Source organism: Leptolyngbya sp. FACHB-671 (assembly GCF_014695745.1).
Classification (GTDB): domain Bacteria; phylum Cyanobacteriota; class Cyanobacteriia; order Elainellales; family Elainellaceae; genus JAAUTN01.
On record NZ_JACJOV010000147.1, the window covers coordinates 14,247 to 36,884 of the forward strand.

The following is a 22,638-nucleotide window of genomic DNA, read 5'->3' on the forward strand; positions in this document are numbered from 1 at the left end:
GGTAGAATCTATCCCGTAGGGGCGAACGGCCGTTCGCCTTTTAACTCGTTCCCAAGCTCTACCTGGGAATGCAGATTTGGAGGCTCCGCCTCCCCTCCTTCACGAGGCAGAGCCTCGCTGTAGGTATCTCCAGGTAGAACCCGGAGACGAAGATTTCCTTTCATCCCTCATCCCTCCCTCCCCGTGTCTCAACCCGAAGCTCTCCAAAATCTGCTCAACGCCGTCGCTCTGGGTGAAATCAGCCCAGAAAACGCGCTCGACAAACTCAAGCATTTCGACTTTGAACCGGTTGCCGACTTTGCCAAGATTGATCACCATCGATCGCTCAGAACTGGCTTTCCAGAAGTAATTTGGGGTCCAGGCAAAACGCCGGAGCAGATTGCTCACATCATGACCGCAATGCGGCAGCGCAACCCCGTTGTGATGGCGACTCGAATTACGCCCGAAGTTTACGAAAAGCTTCAGCCGCAGGTTCCTGGGCTACGTTACTTTGAGCTCGCCAGAATTTGCGCTTTGGTGCAGTCTTCTTCAGCAGATGGTGAAATGCCAGAAGTTCAGCATGAGGGGGCAATCAGCCTTCTCTCTGCCGGAACTGCCGACCTTGCCGTCGCCGAAGAAGCAGCCGTCACCGCTGAGCTATCTGGATTTCGGGTAAACCGACTGTGGGATGTTGGCGTTGCCGGAATTCATCGTCTCCTGAGCAATCGCCAAGTCATCCAGGAAGCGGATGTTCTCATCGTTGTAGCAGGCATGGAAGGCGCACTTCCTAGTGTCGTGGCAGGGCTAGCAGATTGTCCCGTCATTGCCGTACCAACCAGCATCGGCTACGGAGCCAACTTTGGTGGGCTTGCCCCTCTCCTAACCATGCTCAACTCCTGCGCCGCTGGAATTGGAGTCGTCAACATCGACAACGGCTTTGGCGCAGCCATTCTCGCCGGGCAAATTCTCCGCACCGCTCAGCGTCTCAAGGATCGTTAGGCGCAACGCTTGTCTTTTAGTTTGAGGGCGATCGCCTAATGTTGTTATTCAGGTGGAAGGTCAAACAGTACCGTTGTCAGATAGCGCTCTGCCCATTCATCACCAAAAGCCTTCTCTAAAACGCGGCGAGTTTTATCATTTTTCTGCTGTTTGGTGCAGTAATAGTGCTGTCCAGCAAAGATTTCAGACCGTTGCTCTGGCGTAGAAGGAGTAGCGATCGCCACCTGACAATGAACTTCTAAAAATGCTGCTACCCGTTCCAAAAACAGCGTTTCTTCTTCAGGATTACCTGGACGAATAAATAGACAAAATTCAGAAAAAATATCACCCCAATCTGGCAAATCACGCGGTTGGGAAAAAGAGATGTGGGGTAAAGCTTGTAATCTGGACTGATAGCTTTCGGGTAATGTGCGATCGCTACTTGTTGGAGAGAGGTCAACGATTGCCGCGCTAATTTGTCCTCGTCCACCTACCAAATCTGTGCCAAACATCGGCAGAGCGTAGTCAGGACGCGGAAACATTACACAATGCAGAATGTCTAGCGTTGTCCCCACTCGCGCCAGCTCCAAATGCATCTTGCGGAACTGGGGTGACTGATAGCAGCGATTCTCAATCGTCAGCCTTTCCCCTTCCAATCGTCCTTCCACGTAGCCCAAATCTTCAGGAAGTTGGTAAGGAGACAGATCCAGATGCTCTTGCCAGATTGCTTCAATGCGATTGGCAAGCCGCTGAATTAAAGGATGCTGTTGGGCGCGAATAGAGGTTTTAGTAATTTCTGACATGTGAAACAGGAGTTTTATAAGAAATTAAGTGCTTGATCCAGCTTAGAGGAATCTGGGATCAAGGGCAGCAGAGTCACCCTATCAGGTGATTCTGCTCATCTAAAAAAATGAGCTATAAATGACGCACAACAATAGGGGAGCAGCTACGTATGACACAATCCCAGCAAAACGCTCCCGGTGAAGTACTGCACGATCGCTACCAAATCCAGCAGCAGCTTGGTAAAAATGCTGGACGGCGAACCCTGCTAGCGCGTGACCTGCAAACCCAAGAGTTGGTTGTTGTTAAACTCTTGTCCTTTGACAACGATTTTGAGTGGGATGACCTGAAGCTATTCCAGCGGGAAGCCGAGACGCTAAAAGCGCTTTCCCATCCGGCAATTCCTCAATATCTCGACTATTTTGAACTGGAATTAACCTACGGTAAGGGGTTTGCCTTTGTTCAGAACTACGTAGAGGGGCGATCACTTGAAGAACATGTCCAGTCAGGACGCACCTTTAGCGAATCAGAAGCAAAACAGATTGCCCAATCCCTTTTAGAAATTCTCACCTACTTGCACGGACGACAACCGCCTGTCATTCATCGAGACATCAAGCCCAGCAACATTTTGCTCACTGACCGATCGGGCAACAGTCCGGGACAGGTTTATCTCGTAGATTTTGGCTCCGTCCAAACGCTAGCTGCAAGTCAGGGAGGCACCATCACCGTTGTTGGTACCTATGGTTACATGCCGCCTGAACAGTTTGGCGGATACGCTGCGCCTGCTTCAGATTTGTACAGTTTGGCGGCTACTTTAATTTATGTATCGACAGGCAAACATCCCGCCGATTTACCTCAAAAAGATCTCTGTATTCAATTTGAGTCAGAAGCTCAGCTTAGCTCCGCGTTTACCAGTTGGCTCAGTTGGCTCACAGCACCGAATTCGAGCGATCGCCCCTCCTCTGCTGAGCAAGCCCTAGAAGCATTGCAGCAACCTGCTCAAATTAGCCCCTATGTATTAGCCCCCAAGGAAGTCGTGCCGATGGGGGAACTGTTGTGGAACAGCCTTTGGCGCAGTTGCAGTGTGGGATTTGTGGTTGGAGGAGTGATTTCTGTAATCGATATTCTGTCCATAGTAATCCTGATCGGGTTAACTTCTGACGCAAGTGTTTTCAACATTCTCAGTATTTTCTCTTACGCTGCTTTGGGGGGCTTATTAGGTGCAGTATTGTATGGCTTACTTGCAGGAATTCCGGTTGGTTTTATAATTAGCATCTGGACGCGTCGGCAATACTACCCCCTTCACCACCCACGCAAATACAGACAAACGATCAAAGCAGTTGGTACTCTGACTGGCATCGCTGCGGCAGTGATAATTTTTTGGGGTTTCATCATTGCCGGGCTAGCACTTACAAATTCTGATGCTGATATGGCTTCCTATAATGTAATAACCTTGGTTTTGGTTACGGTAAGAGCCTTTTCGTCAGTTGTCTTGTGGGGATTGGTGGGAGGAGCGATTGGACAAAGTGTTGCTCAGTGGTATGAGCGGCGATCGCGCATTGGAGATCCCGAAGAAGAAAAGCCTCGTCGAGCTTTACCCAATTACAAACTTTTCTTCATCAATCGGAGCTAATTCTGCTTTGCAGTCTCATTCAGGCAAAGACTGGTCGCTACGGGTTTACGGTCCCAATTGTCAGACATTAACCAACATGACAGATTTTGCCAGGGAAACCTTACCCAGTTCTTCTCATGCAGCCTCCATTAACCTTCTCAATCAGGTACTGCATGGACGCTATCAGATCCAGCAGCAGTTGGGCAGGCGAGCCGGACGGCGCACCTTTTTAGGCCTCGATTTAAACACTCAAACACAGGTTGTACTGAAGTTACTATCATTTGGTAATGACTTTGAATGGCACGATCTGAAGCTATTTCAGCGAGAAGCCGAAGTTCTTAAGGCACTGTCTCATCCAGCCATTCCCCAATATTTGGATTATTTTGAGCTAGATTTACCTGGCTTGAGAGGTTTTGTGCTGGTGCAGACCTATGTAGCAGGCAAAACGCTAGAGGAACATCTGAAGGCGGGGCGATCGCTCAGTGAAGCGGAAGTCAAACAAATCGCCAAAGATCTGCTGGAAATCCTGGTTTATTTGCACGGACAGCAGCCTGCGGTCGTACATCGAGATATTAAGCCGAGTAATGTGCTGCTAGGCGATCGCTCTGGCAACAGTCCCGGTCAGGTTTACCTGGTAGACTTTGGCTCCGTTCAAAATTTGGCAGCAAGAGAAGGAGGAACCATCACCGTAGTAGGCACCTATGGCTACATGCCGCCTGAACAATTTGGCGGACGGGCAGTGCCAGCCTCAGATCTCTACGGCTTGGGAGCAACCCTGATTTATCTGGTGATAGGTAAGCATCCCTCAGATTTACCTCAGCAAGATTTTCGGATTCGGTTTGAATTTGCTACCAATGTTTCTCCAGACTTCGCAAGCTGGCTCAGACCTTTAACAGAGCCAAGTTTAGAAAAGCGGTTTGCCTCTGCCCAAAAAGCACTGGACGCGCTTGGGCAACCTAGCTCCATTCAGCAAATGGGATTGGGAGGGTTTGCTCAACCTGTTGGAAGCCAAATTTCGCTGACCCAGCAACCCGACTTTCTAGAAGTTCTGATTCCGGGAAAGTTTAGCCTCAGTCAAGTTGCACTGATTGCGCTATATACCTTGCTTCCCGCTCAGATTCTTACTGCAATTTCGATAGAAACGCCAGGATTAGCACTCCTTGGTTTGTTGCTGCTATTGCCTTTGCCCAAAGTTTTGTTTTCAGCATTTGGGCGAATTCGGCTGCGGATTGATCAACAGCACATTTCTATAACGCACGAGTTATTTGGCTTCAACTTCAAGCAAAAATCTAGTTCAAGACAAGACATTCGAGCAGTACACCTGATTCAATCAAAGCGATTTGGAGCTAGACCAAGGTTAGTTATCTGGACTGAAGATACAGCTCCAAAACCCCAAAAATATAGTAAATACGAGCTTCGCAAGAATGATTTGCTAGACCAGTGGGAACTGAAATGGTTAGCGCATGGGATAAGCGACTGGCTGGGATTGCCGCTGACCCGAAAGTAAGGAGAACCGAAAGGCTTGCTCTTTCCTTTCCGAATCGCCCTATAGTAAATGGGATAAAGGGCTTAACGATAGGAGATTCTGTATGGCATTAGGTTTAGGCTGGGCAGAAGTGAGCGTTATTGGAGTCGTCGCACTGCTAATTTTTGGCCCCAAAAAGATCCCAGAGCTTGGTAGCGCTTTGGGCAAAACCTTGAAAGGCTTTAAGGAAGAAATGAACCAGCCCTCAGAAGATGAGGAACAGGATTTGGATGAGGACAAATACTAAATGAATGATTAAAGGTAGTAAACGTTTGCTACCTTTAACCGTTCACCCTTTTATCCTCGATTAACGCCCAAGTTCAGTGTCGCTTCCTCTGCCTGCACTTCAACAGTTTGGAAGCCGTTTTGAGTGTTGGCAGCAGTTTCGACTGTCACGGTATAGTCGCCGTTGGAGTTACTGATGCTGGCAGTTTGGTAGGGAGTTGGCTGTTGTAACGGATGTCGAGCTTTAATCAGGCTAATGGCGCGACTGACAGTTTCCGGCAAAATGACAACTAGACCGCCTGAAGGCGCACTATCTAGAGCGGTATTCACTGCTTCGGTTTCATTCAGAATGACTTCGTAGGGGCGATCGCTTCCTCCTTCCTGAATGCCTTGAACAATCAGGGCGGCTGCATCACCCCGTGGACGACCTCTCGTGTCGTCGTCTTCTTTAACGATGATTCGGTCAAAGATATCGGCAGCGAGTTTGCCTAGCGTGATAAAGTCTTCGTCGCGGCGATCGCCTGGCCCACCCACAACACCGATGCATTCTCCGGGCCAGTTGTTGACAAAGCTGCCTAACGCCTCATAGCTGGCGGGGTTGTGGGCATAGTCAATCAAGGCATGGAATTCTCCCAGGTCAAATAGGTTCATTCTGCCGGGAGTTTGGTCCACCGATGCCTGGAAGGTCATCAGCGCTGCCCGAATACTTTCGATGCTGACACCCTGAGCAAAGGCAGTAAGGCTGGCTGCCAGGGCATTGGCAATCATGAAGGGAGCACGACCGCCCATCGTCAGCGGCACATGCACCGCTTGCTCGATTCGCAAGGTCCAGTCGCCTTTGAGAATAGACAGGTAGCCGTTCTCATAGACTGCTGCCAGACCGCCCCGTTGGGTGTGCGATCGCACCAATTCGTTGTCTGGATTCATCGAAAAGTAGGCAATCTGTGCTTTTACCCGTTGTGCCATTGCTGCAACGAGGGGATCATCAGCATTCAGAACAGCGTAGCCATTGGGTCGAGCTGTTTCTACAACAACGCTCTTGAGGTGTGCCAGGTCTTCTACCGTTTCAATATCACCAATTCCCAGGTGGTCAGCCGCGACGTTCAACACAACGCCTACATCGCAATAGCTAAACCCTAAACCCGAGCGCAGAATTCCACCTCGGGCTGTCTCCAATACGGCAACTTCTACGGTTGGGTCTTGCAAAATTACCTGAGCGCTTTGCGGACCAGTCGTATCGCCCTTTTCCACTAAATAATCTTGAATGTAAATGCCGTCGGTGGTGGTGTAGCCCACGACCTGTTGAGTTTGCTTAAAGATGTGGGCGATCAGCCGTGTAGTGGTGGTTTTGCCGTTGGTGCCCGTGATTGCAATGATGGGAACGCGGGTCGGAGTTCCGGGCGGAAACAGCATGTTGATTACAGGTTCTGCCACGTTGCGAGGAATGCCTTCGCTGGGGCAGACGTGCATTCGGAAGCCGGGGGCCGCGTTGACTTCAACAATTACGCCATCGGTTTCACGCAAGGGACGAGAAATATCTGCCGTGACGATGTCGATCCCAGCAATGTCTAGCCCAATGATTCTAGAAACTCGCTGCGCCAGCCAAATATTTTCGGGATGAATGTCGTCCGTGCGATCGACTGCAATTCCGCCTGTGCTCAGGTTTGCGGTAGCTCTGAGATAGCAGATTTCTCCGGCAGGCAAGACGGTGTCGAGATCATAGCCCTGGCGATCGAGCAGTTGCCACGTGGTGCGATCGATTTCAATCCGGGTGAGAATGTTGTCATGTCCTTCGCCCCGCCTTGGATCGCGGTTTGTCTCGTCTACGAGTTCTGAGATCGTCGATTTGCCATCTCCGATGACATGAGCAGGCACTCGTTCTGCAACCGCAACAACCTTATGGTTAACCACCAATACGCGATGATCCCGTCCGGTGTAGTAACGTTCAACGATGACCGCTTTGGAGACTTCTTTGGCTGCATCATAGGCTTCTTCTGCCAGTTCCCAGGAGTCAATATTGATCGTGATCCCGCGTCCGTGGTTGCCGTCTAGCGGCTTGATCACGATGGGGTAGCCACCTACGTCGGCGATCGCCTGTTCCAGTTCATCCAGGTAATAAATTACTGCTCCGCGAGGCACAGGAACACCTGCATCTTGCAGAATCTTCTTAGTGCCTTCTTTGTCAGAAGCCAATTCAACGCCCAAAATGCCAGTGAAATTGCTCAGTGTTGCCTGTACTCGCTTTTGGTAAGCTCCTTGCCCAAGCTGGATCATGGCACGAGAGCCTAGCTGCATCCAGGGAATATCACGGGCTTCGGCTTCTTTAACAATGCTTTCAGTACTTGGCCCTAGAGCTGCCTGGGCTCCGAGATCCTGCAAATCGCGTAGGTCTTGCTCCAGTTCTTTAAGTGAGTAGTGCCCTGTTTCAACAATGCTCTGGCAGAGGCGGAAGGCGGCTCTAGTGGCATAGCGTCCAGCTTGCTCGTCTATGTATTCCACCACCACCTGATACACTCCGGGGGTTGCGGTTTCGCGGGTACGACCAAACCCAACGGGCATTCCTGCTAGAGTTTGCAGCTCCAAGGCGATATGCTCCATGATGTGTCCCATCATGGTGCCTTCTCGTACCCGGCTGAGGAATCCCCCTCGGCATCCTGGAGAGCAGAAATGTTCAATCAGGCTGGGAAGCGCTTCGGTTAGTCCTTCGTAGAAGCCGGGAATTTCATTGGAGGGACGTTCTGCCAGGTCTTCTAAGTCCAGGCGCACTATCACCAGCTTTTGGTGTCGAATGCTCCAGTAATTTGGACCACGTAAGGTTTGGGTTTTTAGAATTCTCATAACAATGTTGGCGGCTCGCTTGGGGCGAAAAGGACGCTATTCAATACTGTCTAGTCTCAAGCTTGGGAAAACTGTTAGACCGTTCACGGTGAACAGTTTTGAGCTCAGGTGAGTTGAATTAGACTAAAATTTGGCTCACTCCTTAAGCCCTGGTCGCAAGAGCTAGCCGTTTGTTCATGTCGTAGCGATCGCCAGGACTGAGAATGTGAACTCTCAAATTGTGGATGCTGAGCGGATCGGTTGTGCCCACGTCAGATTGATTGGTGTGAGAAACGCTGCTGGGATCAATCACCGTAACCGTGCCTTTGCCGATCACCTGAAAGATGCCACTGTCTTCAAATAGGGCGCAGGTATCCTCATCAATGCCGATCCCCAGTTTGTCGGGGTAGATAGAGATCGCGCTCATCAGGCGCGCCATACGATTTCTGTTGTGAAAGTGCTGATCCACAATCACATCAGGAATGATGTTTAGCCCAGTCGCTAAATCTACTAAAGATCGATTTGGTGATTCGCCGCTGCCGCCGCCAGCAATCATGTGTTCTCCCATGACGGCAGCCCCTGCACTCGTACCAGCCAGAGTAATTTCACCTAACTGTGCCCGAACGCGGACTCTTTCCATAATAGGGGTATCTGCCAGCAACCCGCAGAGCCGAAGCTGGTCGCCACCCGTCATGAAAACGCCCGTACACTGCTCTAGGTAATCTTTCCAGTCAGGATTTTCGCTTTGTTCGCGATCGCGAATATCTAAAATTTCGATCGCTTTTGCCCCCATTTCCTCAAAAATGGTGCGATAGCGATTGCCAATCACGCTAGGTTCACGCGAGGCACAGGGAATAATAGCAATTCGAGCGTCAGTTGCCCCCGCTCGATTAAAAAAAACATTGAGAATTTGCCGTCCGTGAACTTTGTCTTCAGCACCGCCAATCACCAACACGGCAGCTTTTGTCAAATAAGGCATCCTCTGCTCATGGAATTGGGGTTCTAACTGCAGCATGAGATCGCTCCTGGGCATGAAGTTCATCAATCGCTCCAGTAGCTTACTAATTGAGATATTACCTCTATTCATCCTCTTGCTCCACCTTTGAGGTTTTGCACGATTCAGGATGCTTTTAAGCTGAGAAACACAGAACCGTTGATCATTCTACCCACTGCCTCCGCTATCTGAATTTAAGCAGAATACTAAGGGAACAGGTTTTCACCTGGTTGTCTTAGCCTGAACTAGAACTAGACCGACTCAAGCCGCTTCTGTTTCTGGAGCGTTACCAATACACACTATGACAAATATTTAAGCATAACTTAAGAGTTTCTTGAGTTTTTCTTATGGAAGGTGAGGAATTGGGAATTAAGGGTTGGGGATGAGGGATCAACCTCGTTCCCAACCCTAATCCCCGCTCAACACTGCTTCAACTTAATGAACCTAGGTCAGCCTCCTCGATATGCTTAGAGGTAATGGGATGTTCAGACATGATGATATTTAGATATAAACTGCTGAGGCGGATTGAATTGGAGAACCTTGTTACTTGACAGGCATTTCCCCAAACCGCTTCTGGTTTGCTTAGTGGCGTTCAAATGCGATCGCCTTATGGATGCGATCGCTCACAAACCTAATCCCCAACACCCGTGCGCTTTGACATCATTACCCTATTCCCAGACTTTTTTGCCTCCCCTCTGCAATCCGGCTTATTGGGCAAAGCTTTAGCAAAACAGATTGCAGAAGTACATTTAACGAACCCTCGCGACTTCACCACTGACAAGCATCGACGAGTCGATGACGAACCCTATGGTGGCGGCGTAGGAATGTTGATGAAACCAGAACCAATTTTTGCGGCGACTGAGTCGCTTCCGGTTTTGCCTCAACGAGAAGTGATTTTGATGACTCCTCAAGGCAAGACGATGAACCAGCCGATGTTTCAGGAGTTGGCGGCAGGCTACGACCAGCTCGTGATTATTTGCGGCCACTATGAGGGCGTAGATGAGCGCGTTTTGCACCTGGTTACGCGTGAGGTTTCGCTGGGAGATTTTGTCCTCACCTGCGGTGAAATTCCCGCTTTGGCATTGCTGAATGGCGTAATTCGACTCCTACCTGGCACGGTTGGCAAGGTAGAATCGCTCAAGGCAGAAAGCTTTGAAGCTGGACTGTTAGATTATCCGCAATATACTCGCCCGCCTGAGTTTCGGGGTTGGCAGGTGCCAGAAGTGCTGCTATCTGGCAATCATGCGGGGATCGATCGCTGGCGAAAAGAGCAGCAAATTCAACGTACCCGCGATCGCCGCCCTGACCTCTACGAAACCTGGCTTAACCAATCCTCCCCTGATCCGCGTGGACTAGAGTGACTCCATGGCAGCAATCAAGCTTTTTATTCTGGCTGGGCAAAGCAACATGGTGGGGCGGGGAGAACTTACGGAACTGCCCCAAGAGCTAAAACAGCCAAACTTTCAGGTATTATGGTATGGCTCTGATGGATGGCGACCGCTCAGCCCGCCTACCGAGCCACTGCCCTGGAGCAGCAAATACCTGGAGCTTCGATTTGGCATGGAGGTTTCGCTGGGGCGATCGCTCTCCGAGTCGCTCTATCAGTCTGTCGCCATTGTCAAATATGCGGTTGATGGTACTGATCTAGGGGAACAGTGGCAGCCTCAAAACTGTACGCTCTACTGCGCCATGCGCGACCGGGCGAATATGGCGATCGCTGACCTGAAAGACCAGGGCTATGAGGTAGAGGTCGCAGGCTTCTTCTGGATGCAAGGGGAGAGCGATGCCCTTTATCGTCCCTGGGCAGTTCGCTACGACAGAAATTTGGCTCGGCTATTTGCCCAAACTCGGCGCGACTTTGGAGCTGATCTGCCGATTGTTTATGGCATGGTGTCAGGTGATCCCGAGCGACTGCCGTATCTGCAAACTATTAGAACAGCCCAACAGCAGCTTGACCAGCGCGACCATCGGGCGATCGCCGTTGAGACTGAAAGCTACACTAAGTCCGATACAATTCACTGGAACACAGCCAGTACACTCAAAGCTGGAGAAGAATTTGCCTCTGCCTGGTTGACATTGGGCGAACCTCAAACGCCTTTGCCCTTCACCCCTCAACCCCAGTTTGTAATGGGCTTAGCTGCGTTTGTTCTTTTGCTTATAGGGGCAGCTGTCTTCTCCTGGTCTGCTCGAAAAGCTAAGGCTTGATTTTAGGAGTGTTTCAGTGTCAGTTAATCTTCGGATTGGAAATGGTTACGACATTCATCAGTTGGTTCGCGATCGCCCCCTGATCTTAGGCGGCATCAAAATTTCCCATGAATTAGGACTGCTAGGTCACAGCGACGCAGATGTGCTGACTCACGCGATCATGGATGCGATGCTGGGAGCACTAAGCCTGGGTGATATTGGGCATTATTTTCCCCCAACTGATCCTCAATGGGCGGGTGCAGATAGCTTATTGCTACTGGCGCAGGTCAACCAGTTGATCCAGGAGCGGGGGTGGCAGGTGAGCAATCTAGATTCGGTGATTGTGGCAGAGCGCCCAAAACTCAAGCCGTACATTCAGGCAATGCGCGATCGCCTTGCCGAAGTTCTAAAACTTGCCCCCGACCAGATTGGGATTAAGGCTACTACCAATGAAAAGTTAGGACCCGTTGGGCGAGAGGAAGGAATTGCTGCTTACACGGTTGCCCTGCTAGAGAGGCAGGGCAGTTAAAGAGTCTGTTTGGGTATAGTAGAAGACGAGTGTAAATTTTTAAGACCTATATGGCTGCCAATCTTGCTCAGGCTTCCGCTCAGATAGCAGCGCAGGATGCACCAGCACTAAAGCGCGTCTTTGACACGATCACCCTAGAGAGCTGCCCACGCTTATACAACTTCCACATGCACACTGTCTGCTCAGATGGCAGGTTGCAGCCTGAGCGGTTGATGGAACAGGCGATCGCTCTCGGTCTAAAAGGACTAGCAATCACCGATCACCACACGGTTAAGGGCTACTATGCTGCGCAAGAGTGGCTACAGTGGTACACGCCCGAATTAGCTCAGGTCGGTTCTGTGCCCCGCCTCTGGACGGGCGTAGAAATTAACGCTGGACTATTAGAAACCGAGGTACACATTCTTGGTTATGCCTTTGATCCGACTCATCTAGCACTCCAGCCTTATCTAAAACGAGAGTCTAGTACCGGAGATCACTACCAGGCGGAGCAAGTCATCCACGCCATTCAAGCGGCAGGTGGTCTGGCAGTGTTGGCACATCCGGCTCGCTATCGGCGATCGCACCACCAACTGATACCTGAAGCAGCCCGACTGGGGATTGATGGGGTGGAGACATACTACGCTTACAACAACCCTCAACCCTGGAAACCTAGTCCAAAGCAAACGCAAGAAATAGAGCTATTAAGCAAGACCCACAGTCTATTCAGCACTTGTGGCACAGATACCCACGGTCTGAGCTTATTACAACGGCTTTAAGATCAGGTTAAACTTTCAGCCGTTTTCGTAACATGGTTGGCAAAGTGTAACCCAAGGCTGCTAGAGGTTTTTAAGTATTGAAAGTAAGCCTAGAAAGTCGTGTCAATTTGATTTTTGTTTGTGGCACAGGCTGAACGTGCCAGGAGTTTATTAGCGAGAAATTGCTTGAATCCTCTTTTCTGTTAAGTAATTTTAAGCGATTCTTATTTCCCTGTGTTATCAGACGGTCGCAGTCGTGGCAGATCGAAGGCATCTACTGCAGAATCTTGGCGAAATTAGCGTCAGCAAAAAGGCACTTCCTGAGAAGTGCCTTCAAATTGGATTGAGTAAAGCTGATTTAATAAATCTAATGATAAACACACAGCTTTTTTAGAACAGCTCTTTTCTAGGGTAAAGCGCCACTCTGCATGGTGATAATGCCAATTACTCCTACGCTGGCTAGAGCGAATAGAAGAACCATGGAGATGGATTGTCCCAAATGTTTTGAAGTTTTCATAAGTTTCTTACCTCTTCCTTAATTTTTTAAGAATGTTCCTCAGAATACCAAAGAACTTCTTGGGGCGAAATGAAACAGGTAGAAACTTAAATCAACTTAATCTTTCTTAAGATTTGCGATCGCTCTAACTCACAATTTTTAAGCCAAAACTTTGCTTTGCGATCGCTCCATTCGCCCCATGCTCTAAATGAATTCGCTATAGTGCTGCAAACAGTTTGAGTGGGCGAATGTTGGGGCAGTCGTGAAAAAAGTTGGATTTATTGTTTTTGCAATTCTCTTAGGAGTTGGTTTGGGAGCGCTTGCAGCAATTTCCCTCTCTTGGCAGCAAGCAACACAGCTACCGGAGTGGTATGACAGTCAGAAACAAGCAACTAATCTAGACGCAACGGAAAGCACGATCGCCAGAGATAGAATCATTCGAGGAATAACCACAACTAGTAGCAGTGGAATCACCCGCATTGATGGTGAACTCAATGCAACAGATATTAATCAGTTAGTTGTGGGAGCGATCGCCACCAATCCCAACTACCGTCCTGTTTTGGAAGGAACCAGAGACATTAATACGACCATTCAAAACGGTCAGGTGCAAAGTGGAGCCGTGGTTAATCTGTCTGAAATTCCAACGGAGCAACTCAACCCCACAGAACGAGCTTTATTGGAGCGGCTTTCCCAAACCTTCCCTGCTCTAGCAGACCGAGAGATTTACCTTGGCATTGAAGGACAACCCAGCTTTGAGCAGGGGCGCTTGTTGTTGAGTGAGGATACGGTTATTCGCGTGGGCGATCTGAGGCTAACGCTCGACCAACTCCAAAGCCTGTTTGGAGTCTCAAGAGAACAGATCGAGCAGCAAATTAACCAGAAGCTTCAGCAAGAAGGACTGGATCTAAGCATAGTTGAGTTTCAGGGTGATAGCGCTGTGGTCAGAGGAGAAGTGCGATCGCCCTAAGTTACTCGTAAACTTCAATCACTCATGCACTACAACTGGGGTGCCCATCTCTGTCCAACTAAACAACCACTCCGCATGATCGACTGCAACATTGACACAACCGTGGCTCATCGGCACGCCAAACTGATTGTGCCAGTAGGCACCATGAATTCCATAGTTACCGGAGTAGTACATCACAAAGGGCACATCGGGAATGTCGTAGTCATCTCCTTGCATTCGTGCAACGCGATGCATCGACTGGATTTCAAATGTGCCCGTCAGAGTAGGAGTTGCGTCTCTGCCCGTTGAGACAATCACCGCCCGCACCGGATTGCCGCCTTCCCAAGCAATCAAGCGCTGTGTAGACAAGTCAACCTGAATCCAACGTTGGCTCGACTGCTGTAAGTCGTACATGCGAGTAGCGATCGCCTCTGCATTGTCAGATGGCTCGACCGCCAATACTGACCCAGATTTTGCTCCAGCAATGGAGAGTGCTAGCGCCAATGCCGTAGTTAGGGAAACCTGAACCCCAAATTTTCTCAAAGATAAGAGTAAGCCAGGACAGGTGAAGCGTTTCATATCAAGATTTGCAACCAATGCTATGAATAGCGACCTGTTTCAAAACACAAAATGTTCCTACAATTGCGTTTCTGCTAGAAATCTTCACTTAAGCCGTGTTGAACAGGTTCTCTAATACCACTTCCAAACATTAGAGCTACCAGAAATAGCGTCACAGATGGAAGGACATCCTGCGAGACGAGGTGCCCTTCCATCTGTGGCTTGTTTTTATAGAAACGGTATAAGAACACTGAGCAGGGTTCATTGTCCTTGACATGAAGAGGCTGTTCTGAGGAAGCAGGCTAAGTAAAAATACTAAAGAAAATCTGAAGAATACTTCGTTGGTAGGAGGCAAAAAGCGGGTTGAGGTGAGAAGATCTTCAAAAAAGCTCTTGACAGTCGTTCTTTCTATATATCGTGACTAAGTAATAATTTTCATGGACTACTCGCCCCTATTTGGTAGATCTTCCAAAGTTGATCGCGTTCTCGTTGTAGACGATTCGCCCGACAACACGTTTTTAATTCAAGCAATTTTGGAGGAAGAGGGATATAAGATCGACGTTCTCAACAATGGCAGCGATGCTCTCGCCTACATTAATGCGTCTCCACCCGATCTGCTACTGCTAGACGTGATGATGCCAGGAATGGATGGCTTTGAGGTAACACAGCGGATTCGTAAAAACGCTAAGCTGCCGTTTATTCCAATTTTATTGATTACGGCTCACGACCAACCCCGTGTGTCGCAAGGGTTGGATATTGGTGCAGATGATTTCATTCGTAAACCCGTTGAGTTTGATGAACTGTTAGCCCGGGTACGATCGCTGCTGCGACTCAAGCACAGTGTTGATGAGCGAGATCAAATTGCCCGTCAGCGTGAAGATTTTGTCTCGCGTCTTACCCATGATCTGCGGACTCCACTTGTAGCAGCAGACCGGATGATGTCGTTGCTGCAGCAGGGGGCGTTGGGCGAGTTGTCTCCTGAGGTCATAGAGGCCCTGGCGACCATGGAGCGCAGCAATCAAAATCTGCTCGATATGGTCAATACCTTGCTTCAGGTTTATTGCTATGAGGCAGGACGGAAGACGCTTAGCCTGACCCCAATCGATGTGCGCCAACTGCTTAAGGAAGTTGTGCAAGGGCTGATGCCGATCGCCCTCGATAAGGGACTGGCTCTGCAAACGAATCTTGCCAACGATGATAAGCTGATTGAGCTGCGGGGCGATCGCCTGGAACTACACCGTGTCTTTACCAATCTAGTTGGCAATGCGGTCAAGTTTACGGACACTGGCTCAGTCACCGTTCGACTCAGCACCACCGTTCACGTAAAGGCAGACCAATCGGTTGAATCTTGGGTCAAGGTAGAAGTCGAAGATACTGGCCCAGGAATTTCGCCAGAGTATCACAGCTCTTTGTTTGAGCCGTTTCGCCACGGCAACCACAAGCGATCGGGTAGTGGACTGGGGCTACATCTTTCTTGCCAAATTATCAAAGCGCACCGGGGCACCATTGAGGTTGAATCTCAGTTGGGCAAGGGTAGTCTGTTTACGGTGGAATTGCCGACTCATCTCTAGAACAGATCCGCTTTGTCTACCTACCAAAATTTTGGTGGAACCTGTCACAATTAAGGCGATTCCCCTTTTTGAAGTAGGTTGAGGCAGCATGGTGCAGTTAGCGACCAGTCAGGTTCACGAACTTGTGCAGCAGCAGCGACAGTTTTTTAACAGCGGCAAGACAAAATCCGTTGACTTTCGCATCGCTCAACTTCAAGCCTTGAAGCAGGCAGTCATCGATCACCAGGCTGCCATTTTGAGCGCCCTTGCAGAAGATCTGGGAAAACCGGAGTTTGAAACGTTTGCCACTGAAATCGGCGTAACGCAAGAAATTGATTATGCCTTGAAGCATATTCGCACTTGGGTTAAGCCCAAGAGAGTAGCCGCACCGTTTACGCAGTTTCCTGCGGTGGCAAAGATTTTGCCAGAACCTTTGGGGGTTGTACTGATTCTCGGACCCTGGAACTATCCGTTTCAACTGATGATTTCACCGCTGGTGGGTGCGATCGCCGCTGGCAACTGTGCCCTGCTAAAGCCATCTGAAATTGCCCCAAGCACCTCTCGGCTAGTCGCAGAAATCATCCAAAAAACCTTTGACCCTGCCTTTGTCAGCGTTGTAGAAGGCGGTGTAGAGGTCAGCAAAGCTGTTTTAGTAGAAAAGTTTGACCACATCTTTTTCACAGGCGGTACGGCGATTGGCAAAGTTGTCATGGCTGCGGCGGCTCAACATCTGACTCCTGTAACACTAGAGCTAGGCGGCAAAAGTCCTTGTATTGTCGATCGCAACATTTCCTTGGAGGACGCTGCCAGACGGATTGCTTGGGGCAAGTTTATCAATGCGGGTCAAACCTGCGTTGCACCCGATTATCTGCTGGTTGATCGCCAGGTTAAACCTGCCCTGCTGACCGCGATTCAAACTTGCATTCAGGAATTTTATGGAGAAGATCCGGCTACAAGTCCAGACTACGCCAGAATTGTAAGCCCCAAGCAGTTTTCGCGACTAGCAAACCTTCTGCAGAGTGGCAAGATTCTGATTGGGGGTAAAACAAATGAGCAGGAGCGTTACATTGCGCCAACTTTGATAGACCAGATCTCACCCGATGATCCGGTGATGCAAGAGGAAATTTTTGGGCCAATTCTGCCAGTGATTGAGTATGAAGATATCGGCGAGGCGATCGCCCTGATCAACAGCAAATCCAAACCTCTGGCGCTCTATCTCTTTTCACGTGACAAACAGCTACAGCAGCGAGTGCTTCAAGAAACCTCCTCTGGTGGCGTTTGCATCAATGACACGATCATGCATATTGGCGTTCCAGAACTTCCCTTTGGCGGCGTTGGCGATAGCGGAATTGGCAGCTATCATGGCAAGTCCAGTTTCGATACCTTTTCCCATCACAAAAGCATTCTGCAAAAATCCTTTTGGTTTGGGCTCAAAATTTTATATCCACCCTATGCAGGCAAACTCGACCTGCTGAAAAAAGTCTTCAGTTAATCGAGAAAAACTAATATGGCTCAAGAACTGACGCTGATTGTTGAGATGGTTACGGTTCTTGGAACTGCAACGCTGGGAGGATACTTAGCCAACCGACTTCATCAGCCTGTACTGTTGGGCTATCTGCTGAGTGGAATTGTCGTTGGACCAGCAGGTTTTGGGCTGGTCAGGTTAGAAGGCGACATCGCAGTTTTATCTGAGGTCGGAGTCGCACTGCTGCTTTTTACTCTGGGAGTAGAATTTTCTCTGGCAGACTTGCTGCAGTTTCGACGCATTGCCTTGGGGGGCGGCTCAATTCAAATTTTACTGACCACGTTGTTGGGAGGTGGATTAGCCTATGCGACAGGTTGGGTAGATACCGTTCCGACTGCCATTTTTCTGGGAGCCGTGCTTTCTCTCTCCTCAACGGCAGTCGTGCTAAAAAGCTTGATTGAGCGAAACGAGGTGCAGACAGCCTACGGGCAGGTCATGCTGGCAATGCTGATTGCCCAGGATTTAGGTTTAGGGCTTATGCTGGCCGTTTTGCCTGCTTTAACTCAACCGCCAGAGGCGATCGGCGGTGCACTGATCAGCGCCTTGGTGAAATCTTTATTTTTTATAGCCATAGCACTAGTTGTGGGAATATGGCTGATTCCGCTGATTATGCGGCGGGTGGTCAGAACGGGCTCCCAGGAAGTGTTCATTCTGACGATTTTTACCCTTTGTCTGGGCGTAGCGCTGCTGACTTCAGTGTTGGGTTTGGGGATCGCAATGGGCGCTTTCGTAGCAGGGCTGATGATTTCAGCGGTTGAATACGCAGACCAGGCGCTAGATAAAGTTTTGCCGATGCGCGATGTGTTTTCGACGCTATTTTTTGCCTCGATTGGCTTGCTGATTGATCCCCTGTTTTTGCTGGAAAATATTTGGGTGCTGCTGGGGTTGGTGGCGATCGCCATGATTGGCAAAGCCTTGATTGTGACTGGTGTTGTCCGACTGTTCGGCTATTCTCTTAAAACATCACTCACGGTAGGACTAGGGATTAACCAAATTGGAGAATTTTCCTTTGTTCTGGCAGGAGTTGCCCAAAGTCTAGATTTGTTTTCGCCCCGACTCTATGGACTGACTGTTGGCACAACCGCTGTAACACTCCTGGTTACGCCATTTTTTCTCAAAGCATCTCCTTATCTTTTCAGCACTCTAGAAAGATTGCCGCTGGTTGGCTCAATGCTGCGCGACAGTCAGGCTCCTCGTGCCATTGCGGTTGACGCAGGCATCTCTAACCACATCGTGGTGGCAGGTTATGGCAGGGTTGGGCAAACACTCGTGCGGCTCCTGCATTCTCAAGGGCATCATGTTTTGGTGATTGATAACAATGAGGCGACTGCTCAAGCTTTGCGAGATCAGGATATTCCCTACCTTTACGGAGATGCATCCAGTGAGCTGGTGTTGCAAAAGGCGTATCTACCTAAGGCAAAGGCATTAGCGATCGCCCTACCCGATCCCCTAGCCACCCGGCTGACACTCAAGCGGGTGCTAAGCTTGGCTCCCGATCTGGACACGATTGTGAGAGCGCACGTTAACCAGGAGATTGACGTACTCTACCAACTCGGAGCGCAAGAGGTCGTTCAGCCTGAGTTCGAGGCGGCTTTAGAAATGGGAGCGCATCTGTTGCTTAATTTAGGCAGTCAGCCTAACCAGGTTCTGAAAGTAATTAATACCTATCGCTCTAGGCGCTATCGCGACATTGTGCCCGAACGAACGGAACTGGTCGTAACTGACTTAGAAACTGCAATGGAAGGGCTTCAAGGGGAATGGCATACATTAATGCCAAGTTCTCCCTTGAATGGGTCAACGCTAGCAGAAGCTGACATTCGGCACAAGACTGGTGTGACGATCATGGCAATTCGGCGTGGCAGGGAGGTAAACCGTTATCCTGGTGCAGACACGCTGCTGTTGGAGGGCGATCGCCTGCTTGGAGTCGGCAGCATAGAAGAACGAACCGCTTTTAAAGCACTAATCAGCGGCAAAGGTTAACTCATCCCTCATCATTCGCCAATGTCTCTAACGACTCTTGCTGTTCTTCCTCAACGGAATAAATGCTTTCTGTCACATAGGGCAGACTAGCGCCTCGCAAACCTCGTCTGATGCGGTCTGGGGTTTCTGGAAACGTGACAAACAGCGGATGCGTCTCATCAGCCCCCTCGCTCAGAATGTGTCGATGGCGAGGGGGCATCATCCACTCATACCCTTTGTCGAGCCAAATTTGAGTTTGTCTCCAACGACCCAGTAGTTCTGAAAAATCTTCTTGAGGTCGATGGATAAAAACAAAAATTTCTACGCCCGTCTTGATTTTCCACTCTGGATCGCACATCAAAATACCAACGTCACAGGGCAGCCGAACCATTTGTCCGGCTGCAATGCTGACTTCTGTTGCACTGATTGCAGGTGCTGCATCCCGAATCCGAACGATGGGAAGCGGAATCGTAATCACGCTCTCGCTGGGGCGGCGCATACTGGGGATCATTTCTAGATAGGGGCGAAATCGCTTGAGTAGGGCGATCGCCCCCAAGTGGTCACTATAGTCCGCCAGAGACTCTTCGTAGTGAGATTGTCGAGTCATGGTTTGATGAATTAGTTGATTGCGTCCATTACCTTAAACATCGGTAAGTACATCGCAACCAGAATTGAACCTACCATGCCGCCCAAGACCACGATCATGATCGGTTCCATAATGCTGGTCAACGCTTTGACGGCTTGCTCTACTTCATCCTCGTAGAAGTCTGCCACCTTCATCAGCATCGTATCGATTTCTCCAGTTTCTTCACCGATACTGATCATCTGAATTGCCATGACTGGAAAGACCTGCTCTTTCTGCAGTGCCAGACTGATCATGCCACCAGACTGTACTTCCCGTTTTGCTTCATCAACTGCGTTTGCAATCACCTGATTTCCTGCGGTATCTCGCACAATTTCCAGAGCCGTCAGAATGGGAACTCCAGATCGAGATAAAGCACCAAAGGTACGGCAGAAACGAGCAGTGGCAGTTTTCTGGATCAAGTCACCAAACAGAGGCATCTTTAAGAAAAACCGATCCATCGTTTCCCGTCCAACCCGAGTACTATAGTACTGCCGATAGGCAAACGCTAACACGACCAGAATAATGATTAGACCAATCACGTAGGTGGGCGTTCTTAAAAAGGCGCTGATCTGAAGCATCACCTGAGTAAATATAGGCAGCTCTGCGTCTAGCTCATCGAAGATGCCCGCAAAAATGGGTAGCAGGAAGACAGTCATCCCAATAAAGACGGAGATCGCAATCACTCCTACTGCGATTGGATAAGTTAGTGCAGACTTAATCTGGTTTTGCAGCCGAGAAACGTCCTCTAGCAACTTTGCCAGACGATTCATGACTTCATCCAACACCCCCCCCACTTCTCCAGCCTGCACCATACTGACATAGAGATTGTCAAAACATTTAGGGTGCTTTCGCATCGAGTCTGAAAGGTTAGTACCCTGCTGCACGTCTGAGCTAATCTCTTGCAACGCTTTCTTAAGTTTTGGATTAGGGCACTGATCAGACAACACGCCTAACCCTCTCACCATTGCCACGCCAGCATTAATCAACACTGCAAACTGACGAGAAAAAATTGCTTTGTCCTTGATTGAAACGTTGGTTAAGGCAGTTTGAAGCTGGCTCAGATCAACGTTCATGTTCAAGCCCTGATCTTCAGTCAGTTCTTGAACAAACAATCCCTGCTCCCGCAGCGTAGAACGCGCTTCAGCGGGAGTGTCTGCCATAATTTTTTGCCGTCTTGGGTTTCCTTTAGCGTCTCGTGCGCGAACAACGTAAGTAGGCATGTCTCACCGTCTGAGTAAGTAAGGGGGTGTGAAGAGAAGAGGACAAAAAGGGAATAATGGGGAGTTTACCCAGATTCAAGCCAATTTTGTCACCCTAGTAAAGATTGGTTTCCGGTGCCAGGATTGTCTCTGAGGTGCAGGCTCAATCCCTGGAGAGGTCTAACAATCCTGGCACGTTGCCAGGTTATCTGGGGTTAGCACCCGCATAGTTATTTGGCTTAGTTGGAATTGGCGCACCAGTACCGCCAATCAAGCGTTGCAACTCGTCTGGTCGAGAGGTTCTAGACATAGCGGATTCAAAGGAAATCAGCCCCGCTTTATATTGATCTGCCAAAACTCTTTCAAGCGTTTGCATTCCCAACTTACCGCCCGTTTGAATTGCTGAGTAGATTTGAGCGGTTTTGCCCTCTCGAATCAAGTTGGCGATCGCCGGAGTCACAATCATGATCTCCTGGGCCATGACCCGCCCAAACTCGTTTGGCTTGGGATTTTTTCTCGACACCAAAGTCTGGCTAAACACCGCTACCAAGGAGTTAGAAAGCTGAACCCTGACCTGCTGCTGTCGCTCCGAAGGAAACACGTCGACCATGCGGTCAACGGTTTGGGACGCCGAACTGGTGTGCAGAGTCGCAAAGACGAGGTGTCCAGTTTCAGCAGCGGAGATAGCCAGAGAAATGGTTTCCAGGTCACGCATCTCTCCAACCAAGACGATGTCCGGGTCTTCCCGCAAAGCAGCTCTTAGCGCGTTAGAAAAACTCTTGGTGTCTTCGCCCAACTGCCGCTGGTGGATCAGACTCTTGATCGGTTCGTAGACAAATTCAATGGGGTCTTCAATCGTTAGAATGTGTTCTGCGCGAGTCCGATTGATCAGGTCGATCATCGCTGCCAGCGTTGTTGTCTTACCAGAGCCAGTAGGACCAGTCACCAGAATCAAGCCTCTTGGCTTTTCTGCCATTTCACGCACTACATCTGGCAACCCAAGCTTCTCAAAGCTAGGAATTTTGGAGCTGAGCGCCCGCAAACAGGCGGCGTAGGTTCCTCGATCTTTGTAAACGTTTACGCGAAAACGAGCCAATCCCTTTACCCCGTAGGAACAGTCGAGTTCCCAGTTTTGCTCTAAATTTTTCCGCTGAGTATTGTTGAGCATACTGAAGATCAGTCGCTGGCACTGTTCAGAGGTCAGTGGTTCATCTCCAATCGGAGTTAGATGACCACTGATGCGGAAGTATGGCGGCAACCCAGCAGAGAGGTGAAGGTCCGATCCACCCATCTCAATCAACTGCTCCATCAAATCTTCGATCATTAACTCCATTTGTTTTTCTCCTTTAAATTTGGTGATGCAGGGTTAGCGGCTTTCATCGCTGACGATGCTTCAAGCTGAACAATGATTTGGATGATACAT

20 protein-coding genes are annotated in these 22,638 nt (G+C 49.6%); 12 read left to right on the forward strand and 8 right to left on the reverse strand.

Annotated elements, in window-relative coordinates:
- Positions 1-8: 8 nt before the first annotated feature.
- Positions 9-164 (reverse strand): hypothetical protein, encoded by a 156-nt coding sequence (locus H6F93_RS23360; RefSeq protein WP_190686074.1) that lies wholly within the window; start codon positions 162-164, stop codon positions 9-11.
- Between the two features lie 19 nt (positions 165-183).
- Here H6F93_RS23360 and larB point away from each other — a divergent pair, with 19 nt between their 5' ends.
- Entirely contained in the window at positions 184-978 is a 795-nt protein-coding gene (gene larB, locus H6F93_RS23365; protein WP_190686077.1) for a nickel pincer cofactor biosynthesis protein LarB, read from the forward strand.
- A gap of 44 nt (positions 979-1,022) precedes the next feature.
- Here larB and H6F93_RS23370 read toward each other — a convergent pair whose 3' ends face one another.
- Positions 1,023-1,760, reverse strand: coding sequence for a phycocyanobilin:ferredoxin oxidoreductase (locus H6F93_RS23370; protein WP_190686080.1), 738 nt, complete (start codon positions 1,758-1,760; stop codon positions 1,023-1,025).
- Between the two features lie 149 nt (positions 1,761-1,909).
- On the opposite strand from H6F93_RS23370, the gene H6F93_RS23375 reads away from it, so the two are divergent.
- The 3 genes from H6F93_RS23375 (at position 1,910) to H6F93_RS23385 (ending at position 5,121) form a co-directional block, all read left to right on the forward strand.
- On the forward strand, positions 1,910-3,370 hold the full coding sequence (locus H6F93_RS23375; RefSeq protein WP_190686082.1) for a serine/threonine protein kinase: 1,461 nt from the start codon (positions 1,910-1,912) through the stop codon (positions 3,368-3,370).
- Positions 3,264-4,856 (forward strand): serine/threonine protein kinase, encoded by a 1,593-nt coding sequence (locus H6F93_RS23380; RefSeq protein WP_347277350.1) that lies wholly within the window; start codon positions 3,264-3,266, stop codon positions 4,854-4,856. Before H6F93_RS23375 ends, H6F93_RS23380 begins: the two co-directional genes overlap by 107 nt.
- Before the next feature lie 82 nt (positions 4,857-4,938).
- Complete coding sequence (locus H6F93_RS23385) at positions 4,939-5,121, forward strand: twin-arginine translocase TatA/TatE family subunit (RefSeq protein ID WP_190642754.1); 183 nt, start codon at positions 4,939-4,941, stop codon at positions 5,119-5,121.
- Positions 5,122-5,171: 50 nt separating this feature from the next.
- Here the strand turns inward: H6F93_RS23385 and cphA are convergent, their stop codons facing one another.
- Together cphA and H6F93_RS23395 are read right to left on the reverse strand one after the other, a co-directional pair.
- Complete coding sequence (cphA, locus tag H6F93_RS23390; RefSeq protein ID WP_190686086.1) at positions 5,172-7,937, reverse strand: cyanophycin synthetase; 2,766 nt, start codon at positions 7,935-7,937, stop codon at positions 5,172-5,174.
- A 142-nt stretch (positions 7,938-8,079) separates the two neighbouring features.
- Positions 8,080-8,931: a cyanophycinase gene (locus H6F93_RS23395; protein WP_190686089.1), complete on the reverse strand. Its 852-nt coding sequence runs from the start codon at positions 8,929-8,931 to the stop codon at positions 8,080-8,082.
- Between the two features lie 626 nt (positions 8,932-9,557).
- Here H6F93_RS23395 and trmD point away from each other — a divergent pair.
- From trmD to H6F93_RS23420, 5 genes are all read left to right on the forward strand, one after another.
- A complete protein-coding gene (gene trmD, locus H6F93_RS23400) occupies positions 9,558-10,271 on the forward strand; it encodes a tRNA (guanosine(37)-N1)-methyltransferase TrmD (protein WP_190686091.1) in 714 nt (237 codons plus the stop codon).
- Between the two features lie 4 nt (positions 10,272-10,275).
- Positions 10,276-11,115, forward strand: a complete 840-nt coding sequence (locus H6F93_RS23405) for a sialate O-acetylesterase (RefSeq protein ID WP_190642751.1) — start codon at positions 10,276-10,278, stop codon at positions 11,113-11,115.
- Between the two features lie 16 nt (positions 11,116-11,131).
- Positions 11,132-11,623, forward strand: coding sequence for a 2-C-methyl-D-erythritol 2,4-cyclodiphosphate synthase (ispF, locus tag H6F93_RS23410; RefSeq protein ID WP_190686094.1), 492 nt, complete (start codon positions 11,132-11,134; stop codon positions 11,621-11,623).
- A 50-nt stretch (positions 11,624-11,673) separates the two neighbouring features.
- Complete coding sequence (locus tag H6F93_RS23415; protein WP_190686098.1) at positions 11,674-12,378, forward strand: PHP domain-containing protein; 705 nt, start codon at positions 11,674-11,676, stop codon at positions 12,376-12,378.
- Positions 12,379-13,115: 737 nt separating this feature from the next.
- Positions 13,116-13,820: a hypothetical protein gene (locus tag H6F93_RS23420; protein ID WP_190686101.1), complete on the forward strand. Its 705-nt coding sequence runs from the start codon at positions 13,116-13,118 to the stop codon at positions 13,818-13,820.
- Between the two features lie 18 nt (positions 13,821-13,838).
- Here H6F93_RS23420 and H6F93_RS23425 read toward each other — a convergent pair whose 3' ends face one another.
- Positions 13,839-14,378 carry a L,D-transpeptidase gene (locus H6F93_RS23425; protein ID WP_190686104.1) on the reverse strand — a complete coding sequence of 180 codons (540 nt, stop codon included), beginning with the start codon at positions 14,376-14,378 and terminating at the stop codon, positions 13,839-13,841.
- Positions 14,379-14,794: 416 nt separating this feature from the next.
- Here H6F93_RS23425 and H6F93_RS23430 point away from each other — a divergent pair, with 416 nt between their 5' ends.
- The 3 genes from H6F93_RS23430 (at position 14,795) to H6F93_RS23440 (ending at position 19,412) form a co-directional block, all read left to right on the forward strand.
- A complete protein-coding gene (locus H6F93_RS23430; protein WP_190686108.1) occupies positions 14,795-15,928 on the forward strand; it encodes an ATP-binding response regulator in 1,134 nt (377 codons plus the stop codon).
- 88 nt (positions 15,929-16,016) lie between these two features.
- Entirely contained in the window at positions 16,017-17,399 is a 1,383-nt protein-coding gene (locus H6F93_RS23435) for an aldehyde dehydrogenase (protein WP_190686111.1), read from the forward strand.
- 15 nt (positions 17,400-17,414) lie between these two features.
- On the forward strand, positions 17,415-19,412 hold the full coding sequence (locus tag H6F93_RS23440; protein WP_190686115.1) for a monovalent cation:proton antiporter family protein: 1,998 nt from the start codon (positions 17,415-17,417) through the stop codon (positions 19,410-19,412).
- A gap of 1 nt (position 19,413) precedes the next feature.
- On the opposite strand, the gene H6F93_RS23445 is transcribed toward H6F93_RS23440, so the two are convergent.
- The 3 genes from H6F93_RS23445 to H6F93_RS23455 form a co-directional block, all read right to left on the reverse strand.
- Positions 19,414-19,998 carry a hypothetical protein gene (locus tag H6F93_RS23445; RefSeq protein ID WP_190642743.1) on the reverse strand — a complete coding sequence of 195 codons (585 nt, stop codon included), beginning with the start codon at positions 19,996-19,998 and terminating at the stop codon, positions 19,414-19,416.
- 11 nt (positions 19,999-20,009) lie between these two features.
- Positions 20,010-21,236 carry a type II secretion system F family protein gene (locus tag H6F93_RS23450; protein ID WP_190642742.1) on the reverse strand — a complete coding sequence of 409 codons (1,227 nt, stop codon included), beginning with the start codon at positions 21,234-21,236 and terminating at the stop codon, positions 20,010-20,012.
- Positions 21,237-21,420: 184 nt separating this feature from the next.
- Positions 21,421-22,548, reverse strand: coding sequence for a type IV pilus twitching motility protein PilT (locus H6F93_RS23455; RefSeq protein WP_190642741.1), 1,128 nt, complete (start codon positions 22,546-22,548; stop codon positions 21,421-21,423).
- Positions 22,549-22,638: the final 90 nt, after the last annotated feature.